11 protein-coding genes and 1 rRNA gene are annotated in these 13,039 nt (G+C 70.8%); 1 reads left to right on the top strand and 11 read right to left on the bottom strand.

Going from position 1 to position 13,039, the window contains the following annotated elements; genetic code table 11:
- The first annotated feature begins 43 nt into the window (after positions 1 to 43).
- Positions 44 to 160, top strand: a 5S ribosomal RNA gene (gene rrf, locus KV381_RS16935).
- A gap of 70 nt (positions 161 to 230) precedes the next feature.
- Here the strand turns inward: rrf and KV381_RS16930 are convergent.
- From KV381_RS16930 to KV381_RS16880, 11 genes are all read right to left on the bottom strand, one after another.
- Entirely contained in the window at positions 231 to 896 is a 666-nt protein-coding gene (locus KV381_RS16930) for a response regulator transcription factor (protein WP_098025353.1), read from the bottom strand.
- Positions 893 to 2,218: a sensor histidine kinase gene (locus tag KV381_RS16925; protein ID WP_218785551.1), complete on the bottom strand. Its 1,326-nt coding sequence runs from the start codon at positions 2,216 to 2,218 to the stop codon at positions 893 to 895. Before KV381_RS16925 ends, KV381_RS16930 begins: the two co-directional genes overlap by 4 nt.
- Positions 2,219 to 2,236: 18 nt before the next feature.
- Entirely contained in the window at positions 2,237 to 3,070 is an 834-nt protein-coding gene (locus KV381_RS16920; protein ID WP_218785549.1) for an ABC transporter permease, read from the bottom strand.
- A complete protein-coding gene (locus KV381_RS16915) occupies positions 3,067 to 4,038 on the bottom strand; it encodes an ABC transporter ATP-binding protein (RefSeq protein WP_030625519.1) in 972 nt (323 codons plus the stop codon). Before KV381_RS16915 ends, KV381_RS16920 begins: the two co-directional genes overlap by 4 nt.
- 451 nt (positions 4,039 to 4,489) lie before the next feature.
- On the bottom strand, positions 4,490 to 6,052 hold the full coding sequence (locus tag KV381_RS16910; protein ID WP_218785547.1) for a type IV secretory system conjugative DNA transfer family protein: 1,563 nt from the start codon (positions 6,050 to 6,052) through the stop codon (positions 4,490 to 4,492).
- 1 nt (position 6,053) lies between these two features.
- Positions 6,054 to 7,481: an ATP-binding protein gene (locus KV381_RS16905; protein WP_030088738.1), complete on the bottom strand. Its 1,428-nt coding sequence runs from the start codon at positions 7,479 to 7,481 to the stop codon at positions 6,054 to 6,056.
- A gap of 121 nt (positions 7,482 to 7,602) precedes the next feature.
- Positions 7,603 to 9,153 (bottom strand): SCO6880 family protein, encoded by a 1,551-nt coding sequence (locus KV381_RS16900; RefSeq protein WP_030088740.1) that lies wholly within the window; start codon positions 9,151 to 9,153, stop codon positions 7,603 to 7,605.
- Positions 9,150 to 10,517: a hypothetical protein gene (locus KV381_RS16895; RefSeq protein ID WP_030088742.1), complete on the bottom strand. Its 1,368-nt coding sequence runs from the start codon at positions 10,515 to 10,517 to the stop codon at positions 9,150 to 9,152. The genes KV381_RS16900 and KV381_RS16895 overlap by 4 nt, the downstream gene beginning before the upstream one ends.
- Positions 10,507 to 11,376, bottom strand: coding sequence for a hypothetical protein (locus KV381_RS16890; protein ID WP_218785545.1), 870 nt, complete (start codon positions 11,374 to 11,376; stop codon positions 10,507 to 10,509). The genes KV381_RS16895 and KV381_RS16890 overlap by 11 nt, the downstream gene beginning before the upstream one ends.
- A 181-nt stretch (positions 11,377 to 11,557) precedes the next feature.
- Positions 11,558 to 11,866 carry a hypothetical protein gene (locus KV381_RS16885; protein ID WP_003968086.1) on the bottom strand — a complete coding sequence of 103 codons (309 nt, stop codon included), beginning with the start codon at positions 11,864 to 11,866 and terminating at the stop codon, positions 11,558 to 11,560.
- A gap of 333 nt (positions 11,867 to 12,199) precedes the next feature.
- Positions 12,200 to 12,826 (bottom strand): hypothetical protein, encoded by a 627-nt coding sequence (locus tag KV381_RS16880; protein WP_256995083.1) that lies wholly within the window; start codon positions 12,824 to 12,826, stop codon positions 12,200 to 12,202.
- Positions 12,827 to 13,039 lie beyond the last annotated feature (213 nt).

Below are 13,039 nucleotides of genomic sequence, written 5' to 3'. Positions count from 1 at the left end.
CGAACGGCCGTGTTTACATCCGGTGTTCTAAATTTCATAGTGTTTCGGTGGTCATTGCGTTAGGGAAACGCCCGGTTACATTCCGAACCCGGAAGCTAAGCCTTTCAGCGCCGATGGTACTGCAGGGGGGACCCTGTGGGAGAGTAGGACGCCGCCGAACAATTTTTCCGGGAAAGCCCCGCACCTTTTTGGTGCGGGGCTTTTCTGCGTTCCGGGGTTCTTACGCACTGTCACATCGGGGTGACCAGGCGGGTGTCGTAGGCCAGGATCACTGCCTGGACGCGGTCCCTCGCGCCTGTTTTGGCGAGGATGCGGGTCACATGCGTCTTCACCGTGGACTCGGCGAGGTGGAGGCGGGTGGCGATTTCCGTGTTGGACCAGCCCTGGCCGATGACGGTGAGGATTTCCCGTTCCCGTTCCGTCAGTGCGGTGATGCGCGGGTCCGACGCGGTCGGTGCGCCGGGTACGGCCGGGAGGTGGTGGACGTACGCGTCGAGGAGACGGCGCGTCAGGGTCGGGGCGACCACCGCGTCGCCGGCGGCCACCGCACGTATGCCGGCCAGGAGTTCCTCGGGCAGGGCGTCCTTGACCAGGAAGCCGCTGGCTCCGGCGCGCAGACCGTCGTAGGCGTACGCGTCGAGGTCGAAGGTCGTGACGATCAGGATGCGGGTGCCGGCGCCCGAGGCGATGATGCGCCGGGTTGCCTCGATGCCGTCCAGGCCCGGCATCCGTATGTCCATCAGCACGACGTCCGGGTGGTGGCGGGCGACCAGGTTGACGGCCTCGGTGCCGTTGCCCGCCTCGCCGACGACCGTCATGTCGTCCTGGCTCTCCAGCAGCATGCGGAAGCCGAAGCGCTGCATCGGCTGGTCGTCCGCGATGAGTACGGTCGTCACTGGTGCGTGTCCTCCAGGGGAAGTCGGAGCCGAATCTGCCATCCGCCGTGGTCCGGCAGTGGGCCCGCTTCGAGGGTGCCGTCGTACAGTGCGGCGCGTTCCCGCATGCCCATGATGCCCTGGGCCGGCAGGGGGGTTTCCTCCGTTACCGCGATGGTGCCGGTGGTCGTGCCCGCTGTGGTGCCCGCTGAGGTGCCGAGTTCGGCTGCGGTTCCCGTATCGGTGATGTGGGTGTCCAGGTGTGTGCGCGAGCAGGTGAGTGTGACCGTCGCGGACGTGGGGCCGGTGGCGTGTTTGAGGGTGTTGGTCAGGGCTTCCTGGATCACCCGGTACACGGTGAGTTGGCGGCCCGGGGTGAGGGATGCCTGTAGGGGGTCGCCGTTCAGTTCCAGGTGGACGGGCAGGCCCGCCCGGCGTACGCGGTCGATGAGGGGGGCCAGTTCGTCGAGCGTGGGCTGGGGGGCGCGGTCGGCGTCGGGGTGGTCGTCGCGCAGGACGCCCAGGAGGCGGCGGAGTTCGGCGAGGGCCTGTCTGCTGGTGGTGCCGATGGCTTCCAGCGCCTGGCCCGCGCGTTCCGGGTTCTTCCGGGCCGCGTACGCGCCACCGTCCGCGAGGCCCGTGATGACGGAGAGGTTGTGGCCGATGATGTCGTGCATCTCCCGTGCGATGCGGGTGCGTTCGGCGGCGGCGGCGAGCCGGGCCTGCTGGTCGCGTTCGTGTTCCAGCCGGTGTGCGCGTTCGACCAGGGCCTCCGTGTACTCGCGCCGGGTGCGTACCGCTATGCCCAGAAGCACCACGAACACCAGGCCCCAGACGTACGAGACCACTTCCTGGCCCCAGGCTGCGGGGATGCGGACGCCGCCTGCCAGGACCGGGACGACGAACAGCAGGGCCGCCGACCCGACCGTGCGGAGGGACGAGCGCAGCACGATCTGGAAGACCGGGATCAGCTGGAGGAGGGCGGCCTGCACCACGGCCCCCGTCCAGATGTTGACGACCGACACCGGTGCCATCAGGAGCAGTACGGCCACGGGGTGCGTGCGGCGCCACAGCAGGGGCAACGAGAAGCCGAGGCTCATCAGGAGCACCAGGAACTCGGGCGCTGTCACGTCGTCGTGTGCGACGGTTCGCCAGCCGCCGGAGGTGTAGTCGAGCACCGCCGCCACGACCCAGAAGGCGGTCAGCGCGGTGTCCCAGGCCCGTGGCCGGTGTCGGTCGAAGGCGCGGAGGCGGTCCAGGGTGTCGCGGATGATCCGGGTGAGGGGGGCCGTCGTAGCGTCGGTGCCGGTGAGCGGAGAGGGGGGCTGGGGGCGGTCCGTCACCTGGTGGCTCCTCGTGTGTCAGACGTCGCGGCGCTTGAGCGCCAGCGCTGCCGCGGCGAGCGTCGTGCCCGCCCACAGCGACAGGGCGAGCAGGGCGGCGCCGGGGGCGATGGTGCCCGGGATGGGGGTGGCGGAGCCCAGGGCGCCGGTGGCCTGGGTGGGAAAGTACATGATGGCGCGCTCGACGGCGTCGTACGGGAGCATCCCGAGGACCTCCGGCAGGATCATGACGCCGCCGATGACCGCACCGATCGCCCCGGGCACGGAGCGCAGCAGTGCGCCGAGGCCGAGTGCGATCAGGCCCATCAGCGTGAGGGCGCCGGCGTTGCCCGCGAGGGCGCGCAGGATGCCCGGGTCGGTGAACGAGGCCGCCTGGTCGGTGTCGTGGAGGAAGGCCTGGGCCGCCGCGAACGTGACCAGGGCCGTCGCGAACATCACCGTGAAGACGGTGGCGGCGAACACCGCGGCCTTGGCCCACAGGACGGGGAGCCGGGCGGGTACGGCGGTGAGCGAAGAGCGGATCATGCCCGTCGCGTACTCGCCCGCGGTCATCAGGATGCCCAGGACGATCAGGCACAGCTGACCGAGCATGCTGCCGTACAGCGTCAGGACGACCGTGTCGACGTCGGAGTCCCCGCCGCCCGAGGTGTACGTCCCGCCCATGATCAGGCCGACGCCCAGGACCATGACGACCGCCGAGACGACGGTGATCCAGGTGGAGCGCAGGGAACGGAGCTTGTGCCATTCCGAGCGCAGGACGTGGGTGGGGGTGATGCGGTACGGCGAGGGGGAGAGGGAGGGGGGTGGTGACGGTGTGGGGTGGGCCGGGTGGGCCGGGCGGGTTGTGGTCATGCTGCTGCTCCGATGCGGTGGTGGTGCGCGCGGTGGTCCACCGATTCCTGGGTGAGGTCCATGAACGCCTGCTCCAACGACACGGTCTGCGGAGTCAGTTCGTGCAGCGTGATCGCGTGCGCGGCGGCGATGCTCCCGATGCGCGTGGCGTCCACGCCCCGGATGCGGAGCTCCTGGGCCGGGGGTTCGGTGGTGGAGGCGGGAGTGGAGCCGGGCGTGGAGTTGGGCGTGGCGGTGATGGTCACGTCCGGGGCCGCCAGGTGTGCGCTCAGTTCCTTCGGTTGCGGGGTGACGACCTTGACGGACTGGCCGCCCGCCGAGCGGATCAGCTCGGCCACGGTGGTGTCGGCGAGGAGCCTGCCGCGGCCGATGACGATCAGGTGGTCGGCGGTGAGGGCCATCTCGCTCATCAGGTGGGAGGAGACGAGGACCGTACGGCCTTCGGCGGCGAGGGAGGTGAGGAGGGTGCGGATCCACAGCACGCCCTCCGGGTCCAGGCCGTTGACCGGCTCGTCGAGGATGACGGTGGCGGGGTCGCCGAGGAGTGCGGCGGCGATGCCGAGCCGTTGGCCCATGCCGAGCGAGAAGCCCTTGACCCTTCGGCGGGCGGCGTCGGTCAGCCCGGCGAGGTCGATGACCTCCTCCACGCGGCGGCGCGGGATGCCGTGGGTGTGGGCGAGGGCGATGAGGTGGTCGAGGGCGGACCGGCCGGGGTGGACGGAGCGGGCCTCCAGCAGGGCGCCGACCTGGGTGAGGGGCGCCGGGTGGGTGGCGTAGGAGCGTCCGTTGACGGTGGAGCGGCCGCGGGTCGGGGTGTCGAGGCCGAGCAGCATGCGCATCGTCGTGGACTTTCCGGCTCCGTTGGGACCGAGGAATCCGGTGACCGTGCCGGGGCGGACGGTGAAGTCGAGGTCCTGGACGACGGTTCTGTCGCCGTACCGTTTGGTGAGTCCGTGTGCCGTGATCATGCTCTCGACGCTACGGAGCCGGCGGGGCGCGGTCGTCCGACCGGGGGTGGGACGTGGGCCGGGGCGTAGTACCGGGGTACGACGGGGTGTGCCGGGGGACCCGTGCTCGGTGGGCTTACTCGGTTGAGCGTGGGGCGGGCGGGGGTGAGGATCGGGGCATGGACTATGTGATGCGTGTGGTGCGGGCCGATGAATGGCCGCAGGTCAGGCAGCTGCGGTTGGACGCCCTGAAGGATCCGGCGGCGCCGGTGGCGTTCCTGGAGTCGTACGAGGAGGCGGTGGTACGGCCGGACGTCTTCTGGCAGGAACGCGCTGCGGCCGCGGCCGAGGACGGGGGCGGCCGGGTCCGGCAGTTCGTCGCGGAGGCGCCGCGACCGGGGTGGTGGGCACGCTGTTCGTGCCCGTCGGATGGAGCCGGAGGAGAGGCGGCGCGGGGAGCTTCGGCGGTGGATCAGGCTTGCAGCCAGGGGCGGGGCGTGCAGCCCGGCCGGGTCTGGCCGGTCGCCAGGAGTTCCGGGAGCTGGGGCAGCGGGGCCACGGCGGCGACGTCGTCGAGGACGAGCGTCATTGGTGGGTCGAGCCGACCGGCGGATGACCGTGCGGCCATGCGGCGGCCGTGCTCGACCACGTCTGCGGCGAGCGCGGTGAGGAGGGGCATCGCGCCGGGGCGGGCGCGCGGATCCTCGATGGGTTCGCCCACCAGGTAGAGCGTTCCCCCTTCGTCCGCAAAAGATTCCAGCGCGAGGGAATCCGCTCGGTTCGCCGTGCAGGCCTCGCGGATGTGCACCGTGGACAGTGCGGCGAACGCCCGTACCGTCAGTTCCTGGGCCACTTCCCGCCGTTCCGGATAGGCGGTGAGCGCGGACTCCAGCAGCCCGGCGAGTCCGGACGCGGCCTTGGGGTGCGTACGGAGGAGGCGTACCGGTTCGTGGGCGCCGGCCCCGGAGGCCCAGCGCAGGACCTGGCGGAAGGGGCGGCCGTCCACCGCGGCGGCGTGCAGCCAGCACTGGAGGAGCGTCTGCGCGGTGTCGGCCACCGCCGCGTCGATCCGGGCCTGCGGGCGTACCGGGGCGAGCAGGGCGGCCGCGCGTGCGGCGGCGGCGTCGGGGAGCTCGCAGCCCTCGGTGGGCGACCAGTGGAGGCGGGCCGGGGTGTCGCAGAGGTGGCCCGGGTCGTAGACGAGGACCGGGCCGAGCTTGCCGCGTGCGTCCTTCGTCTCGGCCCAGACGGTGGGGTCCGAGGTGACGACGAGTGCGGGGCCTTCCGCGTCGTGGATGGCCTGGACGACGGTGGGGCGGCGGTCGGGGGCGGGAGCGTAGACGAGGAGAGGGGTGCGGGGCGAGGGGAGGACAGCCGCGCTTGTCGCGGGGAGAGGGCGGGTGTCTTCGGTCGCGGGCGGGTGTGCGGCTGGGGGGTGGGGTGTTGCTGTCGGCGTCGCTGGTGGTGAAGCCTGTGCTGGTGCTGGTGCTGGTGCTGGTGCTGGTGCTGGTGTGGCTGCTGGTGTCGCCTGTGCCTGTGCCTGTGCCTGTGCCGATGTCGGCGTTGGCGTCGGTGCCTGCTTGTCCGTGGAGATCGGTGGCTTGTTCGGCGTGAACGACCGTTCCTCGCGGCGTCGTTCCCGTACGGCCCGACCACGGGCCACGACTCCGAGCGTGAACACCGTGAGGACCACCAGCACCATCAGTCCGCCGATGAACAGGCCCCAGAACAGCCCGTATCCGGAGAGCTGCGCCGGGGGCGTCTGGGGCCAGGCGGCGGGGAGGTCCTGGGGGGCGGTGGCCAGTTCGCGCAGGGCGAGCGGGGAGCGGGTGAACGTCACGCCGTCCGGCCAGGCCCCGTGGGAGAGGAGCCCGGCCAGCCCGGTGGCCGTCCAGGTGACCAGGGTGGCCGCGAGGAGGAGGCCCAGGAGGCCGATCAGCAGGCCGTCCGGGATGCCGCCGCCCTGGGGCCGGCTGTCGTGTCCGTCGTGGTGGGCGGGGCCGCTGCCCCGGCCCCGTGATGGCCGGCGTGCCATGTCATGCCACCGTTGACTCTGACGACTCGTTGATCCGTTGCTGGTGCTCGATCCGGGCCGCCCGTTGCTCCGCCTCCAGTTCGGCGGCGCGGATGTCCTCGGGGAGCAGGTCGTCCGCGTCCGGGGCCGATCCCTCGGTCATGGCGCGGTCGGTGAAGACCAGGGGGCGTTCGGCCTCGGTGATCAGGTGCTTGACGACCTGGACGTTGCCGTTGACGTCCCAGACGGCGATGCCGGGGGTGAGGGTCGGAATGATCTCGACGGCCCAGCGGGGCAGGCCGATGACCCGGCCGGTCGCTCTGGCCTCGTCCGACTTCTGGGCGTAGATCGTGCGGGTGGAGGCCATCTTGAGGATGGCCGCCGCTTCCTTCGCCGCGGCTCCGTCCACCACGTCGCTGAGGTGGTGGACGACGGCGACGAAGGAGAGGCCGAGGCGGCGTCCGAACTTCAGCAGGCGCTGGAAGAGCTGGGCGACGAAGGGCGAGTTGATGATGTGCCACGCCTCCTCGACCAGGAAGATGCGCTTCTTGCGGTCGGGCCTGATCCAGGTGTGTTCCAGCCAGACGCCGACGATGGCCATGAGGATCGGCATCGCGATCGAGTTGCGGTCGATGTGCGAGAGGTCGAAGACGATGAGGGGCGCGTCGAGGTCGATGCCGACGGTGGTGGGGCCGTCGAACATGCCGCGCAGGTCACCGTCGACGAGCCGGTCCAGGACGAGGGCGACGTCCAGGCCCCAGGCCCGTACATCGTCTATGTCGACGTTCATCGCCTCGGCGGACTCGGGCTCCGGGTGGCGCAGCTGCTCCACGATGTCCATCAGGACCGGCTGGCGGTCGGTGATGGTCGCGGTGACGTAGGCGTGGGCGACCTTGAGCGCGAAGCCGGAACGTTCGTCGAGGCCGTGGCCCATGGCGACTTCGATGATCGTACGGAGCAGGGCGAGCTGGCCGGTGGTGGTGATGGAGGGGTCGAGGGGGTTGAGGCGGATGCCGCCGTTGAGCGCTGCGGTGGGGTCCAGGCGGATGGGGGTTATGCCCAGCTCCTGGGCGATGAGGTTCCATTCGCCGACGCCGTCCTCGCCCTGGGCGTCCAGGACGACGACCTGACGGTCGCGGAAGCGCAGCTGGCGCAGGACGTACGTCTTCTCCAGCGCGGACTTGCCGTTGCCGGACTCGCCGAGGACGAGCCAGTGGGGGGCGGGGAGCTGTTGTCCGTACAGCTGGAAGGGGTCGTAGATGTAGCCCTTGCCGCTGTAGACCTCGCGGCCGATGATCACGCCGCTGTCGCCGAGGCCGGGGGCGGCGGTGGGGAGGTAGACGGCCTGGGCCTGGCCCGTGGACGTACGGACGGGGAGGCGGGTGGTCTCCACCTTGCCGAAGAGGAAGGAGGTGAAGGCATCCGACAATGCGGACAGGGGGTCTCGCATGGCGTGGGTGCCCTCTCTTCCTGCGGGTTGGTGCGGTTGGTCGGTTCGGGTGGTTCGCGTGATTCGGGTCGTTCGGGTCGTTCGGGTGGGGCGGGTTCGGTGTTCTGTGCGGGTGCTCGGGTCAGCGGCGGATGCCGGTGGCGAACGGGAGCGTGTTCACGAAGGCCCGGTGGTGCTCGCGGTCGCACCATTCCAGCTTGAGATACGACTTGCCGGCCGAGGCGCGGATCGTGCGCTTGTCGCGGGCGAGGGCTTCGGGTGAACGGGACGACACCGTGATGTACCCCACCAGGTTCACTCCGGCCGCGCCGCTGGCGAGATCTTCACCCCGCTGGTCGAGCCGGCCGTGGGCGGCGATGTCGCGGGGGTCGACGGTGCGGTTCATCTTGGCCTGGCGGCTGGCCTCGGCGTCGTCGTTGGTCTTCTCGGTCAGCATGCGTTCGATGGCGACCTCGGTGGGTTCGAGCTCCATGCAGACGGCGACCGTACGGATGACGTCGGGGGTGTGGACGAGGAGCGGGGCGAGGAAGTTGACGCCGACGGGGGTCATCGGCCACTCCTTCACCCAGGCGGTGGCGTGGCACCAGGGGGCGCGGGTGGTGGACTCGCGGGTCTTGGCCTGGAGGAACGTGGGCTCGACGGCGTCCAGTTCGGCGGGCCAGGCGTTGCGTTTGGTCATGGCCTGGATGTGGTCGATGGGGTGGTCGGGGTCGTACATGGAGTGCACGAGGGAGGCGAGGCGGCTCTGGCCGAGCGGCTGGCGGACGCGGATGTCGGCCTCGGCGAGGCGGGCGCAGATGTCGGTGAGCTCGCGGGCCATGACGACGGCGAGGCCGGCGTCGCGGTCGAGCTTGCGGCCGCCGTGGGGGCGGGCGGCGCGGGCCATGGCGTTGGCCTCGGCGGCCAGTTCGCGGCTGTAGTGCATGCAGGCGACGAGGTAGGCGCGGTGCTGCTCGCTGGAGGTGGAGACCATGGACTGGAGCTGGTCGTAGGAGTCCTGGAGCCAGCCGGGGGCCGTCTTGTCGCCGCGCTGGGCGACGTCCTTGGCGTGGGCGTCGGGGTCGGCGGGGAGGGTGCGGGCGAGCATCTGGAGGCGGGTGACGAAGCCGTCGCCGTTGGCCACGTGCTTGAGGAGGGTGCCGAAGCGGTCGACGAGGGCTTCCTGGTCCTCGCTGTCGCGGAGGCCGACGCCGGGGCCCTCGATCTCGATGGCGGCGGTGACGGTGCGCCGGTCGGCGTGGAGGAGTACGGCGATCTCGTCGGGGCCGAAGGGGGCGGCGAGCCAGCTGATCCGGCCGATGCCGGGGGGCGGGCCGATCTCGACCTCACGGCCGTCGGCGCTGACGCCCGCTTCCATGGCGCCGGAGCGGTAGGCGGTGCCGCGGCGCAGGGAGCGCTTGAAGCTGCGGTTGATCTCGAACCACTTGTAGAAGGTCCGGCCCTTGTACGGGACGTACACGATGGCGAGGGCCAGCATGGGGAAGCCCACGAGGCAGACGATGCGCAGGGAGAGGACCGGGACGAGGAGCCCGCTCATCATGCCGAGGAACGCGCCGACGATGATCAGGGCGATCTCGCCGGTCTCGCGGTTCTTGCCGACGATCGCGTTCGGCCGGGCGCGGCCGATGAGATACGTGCGGCGGGGCGCCATCGTGTGGGACTGGGTCGTCAACGCCCGCCACCTCCTGTGCTCGAGTTACCTGTGGTGCCGAAGCCGCCTCCGCCTCGGGGGGAGCGGCCGCTGTGGGGGGTTCCGGAGGTGGGTGCGGACCCGCTGCGGGGGGAGGGTGCGGCGGAGGGGACGGATCCGCCGCCTCCGCCTCCGCCGGAGGTACGGGAGCTGTGGGCGGCGACGCCGCCGCTGGCCGGGTTGGCGGGGCGGGCGCCTCCGCCTCCGCCGCTGTTCTGGTCGTTGCGGCCGCTGTGGGTCTTGATGCCCTGGGAGACGAGGGCGGCCGGGGAGCTGATCAGGGCGGCGGCCTGGGCGCCGTCGGTGGCCTGCTTGCGGTTGGTGCGGGCGCCCTGGATCTCGTCGCCGAAGCCGGGGACGAAGCGGTAGATCATGGCGGAGGCGAAGATGGCGAGCAGGATGATGGAGAGACCGGAGACGACGGCGGAGAAGGCGTCGGGGCCGTCGCCCGCGGAGAGTGCTCCGGCGAGGCCGAGGACGATGACGATGACCGGCTTGACCATGATCACCGCGATCATGATGCCGGCCCAGCGGCGGACGTGGCCCCACATGTTCTTGTCGACGAGGCCGGCGTAGACGACGATGCCGAGGAGCGCGCCGACGTAGAGCAGGGCGGCGCGGATCACGAGCTCCAGCCACAGGATGCCGGCGGCGAGGATCGAGACGAGCGAGACGACGATCAGCATGATCGGTCCGCCGCCGATGTCCTCGCCCTTCTTGAGGGCTTCGGCGAACGAGCCGAAGAAGACGTCGGTCTGGCCGCCGGTGGCGGAGGAGATGACGTCGGTGACGCCGTCGGTGGCGGAGACGATCGTGTAGAGGATCAGCGGCGTGAAGGCCGAGGCGAGGACGGTGAGCCAGAGGAAGCCGACGGCCTCGGAGATCGCGGTGGTGAGGGGGACGCCGCGGATGGCGCGCTTGGCCACGGCGAGGAGCCAGAGGACCAGGGTGAGGACGGTGGAGGCCGCGAAGATGACGGCGTACTGCTGGAGGAACTTGGGGTTGGTGAAGTCGACGTTGGCCGTGGACTCGACGGCCTCGCTGAGCTTGCCGACGATCCAGGAGGCGGCGTCGGCGCAGCCTCGGGCGAGGGAGGAGAGGGGGTCGGTGGGATTGTCGAGGTCGGTAGGAGCACGTGACCCGCTGCGGGCGTTCTCGCCGTCCTCGCAGTAGTCCTTGGCGAGTCCGACGATGAGGTCGCAGGGATTGTCGCTCCCGCTGGGGGACGGTGTCGGGCTCGGTGTGGGGTCCGCGGAGGCGCGCGGCGCCATGACCATCAGCGCGGCAGGAACGAGGCCGGCGACGCCGACCAGCGAGGAGAGGCGGAACCGTCGGCTATCGGGCATAGGTGAAGCCTCCGTACGCATCGACCGCTGCGGCCATCTCGTCGGCCGTGGAGGCACGGTTGTCACCGTTGACCGGTGTCGGGCCCTCCGTCTGCCTCGACGACGAGATCTTCCAGTCGCCGTCGACCCACTTGAGCTCCTGCGAGATGGTGAACCAGGTCCCGGTGACAGGCTTGGTGGAGTCCTGCCCGGCCAGCCCGACGAGACCGGTGCACCAGACTTCCACCGTGGCGGCGTCGGTCTCCATCGTGACGACCTTCGTACCGACCGGGACGGTCCGTGACACGAAAGTCAGCCCGGTGGGCGTGGTGCCGTCCTCGTTGAGGCCGACGTTCTTGTAGAACGCCGGTGAATAGGCGGCGTCCAGGTCGTCCTGGAGTTTCTGGGCCACCGCTGGATCATGCGTCGCCTGAATGATGCTGCGGCGGGATTCCGCGGTGAACATCTCCGCCGACCCCAGCGCCACCGCATAGTTCGCCGCCGCGCTCTGCGCCCCTTGCTCGTCGTGGGCGAAGCCGGAGGCGATCGTGCCGTTCTTGCCCCGGACGGGCTTGGTGCCGGTGGGTGCCGTGGGGGCGCTGCCCGCGGTTCCACGGCCCTTGGCGCCCGGGGACGCGGCGTCCTCGCTGCCGCCGCCGCGGTTCGCGATGGCGATGGCGGCGACGAGGAGGACCACGACGGCGGTGACCGTCACGAGCGAGCGGGAGTTGCGGACGGGGCGGCGCGCGTGGGGGTGGCCCGGGTCGCCGTCGGGAAGACGGGTACGGGTCTGACGGGTGCCGCCGAGGGTGCTGTACGGGTCGTCGGAGCGGCTCCCCTGGTCCTTGCCGCGGTAGTCGTGCTCGTCACCGGGACTCATGCCGCGTTCGCCCCCTCGGTCGTGTGCAGATCCGCGCAGGACGACGGTAGCTGTGCTGGTTGCCGCTTGAGCGCGGTGTGGTGACTCGACATCAGGGAAACGCAACCTCAGCCGGTGGGCACGACGGGCGGATGGTGGGGAGCGGGCTGGGACGGCCCGGACGGGTGTGGCCGGCGGTGGGTCAGACGGCCATTCCGTACACGATGGTGAACAGGGTGCCCAGGGAGCCGATGATGAAGACCCCGGTCAGTCCCGCCACGATCAGGCCCTTGCCCTGCTCGGCGCTGAACGTGTCGCGCAGTGCCGTCGCTCCGATGCGCTGCTTCGCCGCGCCCCAGATCGCGATGCCGAGGCAGAGCAGGATGGCGATGGCCATCACCACCTCGATCATGATGCGCGCCTCGTTGCCCAGCGTCCCGAACGGCCCCCAGTCCGGAGCGATTCCGCCGATGATGGTGGTGATGTCGCCCTTCTCTGCTGCCAGGATCATGTAAGTCACCGCCCCTGTTGGGTAGTTCGCTGCCCGTGCCGTGCGGCACGGGTCGCCTTCTATCTTCGCTGATGAAACCGCGCTCGCACGACGCCTTCCCGGGTCTCTTTACCCGGATCTCGCACGTTTGACCGGGGCGGCCGCCCTGACCTGCGGCTCGTCCCGGCTCCCCACGTATATGCCTGGTTACTCTGTGTATCACGGGGTGTGACCAGGAGCAACGACGGTGGCCATGGGTTCTGGTGCGGTTGCAGCGTTCGCGGGGCACGGCGTGTTCGTATGCGCCGTTCGAGAGCCGTCGGTGCGCCGGTCGGCACCGTGTTCGATGTTTCGTCAGGCCGGGCGGGTGCGGCGGTAGTAGGAGACGGTGACGGCCCCGAGGAGCGGACCCCAGAGGACGAGCGGCTGGTAGATGACGCCGACCAGGAGCCGGCCGGTGGGGGGCATGTCGGTGTGGGGGTACGTCCACCACAGCGGCATGGTGGCCCAGATCGCCGTCAGCGCGAGAGCACCGGCGGCGGCCGGTACGACGGCGGCCAGGGGGCGGACGCGTCGGCCGCCGACACGAGGTATCCAGCGGGGCACCGTTTCGCCCCACGGCCGCACCAGGCCGAGGGAGAGCAGGGCGAGCAGTTCGCAGACGACGCTCAGTGTCAGCATCCACAGCTTGGCGCCCGGGGTGTCGAACGGTACGAAGCCCGCCGCGGTGTACCCGGACGGGAACCCGAGAACCATCGCCAGCCGCCACAGCGCGGTCGGCAGCACGATCAGCGTGATCAGCTGCGCGGAGCGGACCGCCCAGGGCGGTGCGGGTGGGGGAGGTGGGGGGAGCGCGGGGGGCGTGCGGGTGGTGGAGCCGGTCGAGTCGGTCGCGTCGTTGGGTGCTGTGTGGTCGGTGCCGTCAGTGCCGTCGGTGTCGTCGGTGTCGTCGGTGGGGCGTTCCTGTCGGGATCGCGTCATGCGTTCCATCGTGGTCGGGGTGGTGTGGCGTGGCGTCAGTTTCTGAGCCGGTGTGCGCTGTTCTGCGGCACGAGGGCGAAGGCTGCGTCTCCGCCGTGCGGCGGAGGGGGCTCGACCGTGGTGTGCCTGTGCCTGTGCCTGTGCTCGCGCTCGGCCCCCCTTCGTTCGGGTGAACCGCAGGGCTCCACGGGATCGGCGCCCCCGCTTCGCCCG

Source organism: Streptomyces sp. WY228 (genome assembly GCF_019287315.1).
GTDB lineage: Bacteria > Actinomycetota > Actinomycetes > Streptomycetales > Streptomycetaceae > Streptomyces > Streptomyces caviscabies.
The sequence above is the reverse complement of the archived record's forward strand: the minus strand, read 5'-3'. Positions and strand labels throughout refer to the sequence as shown.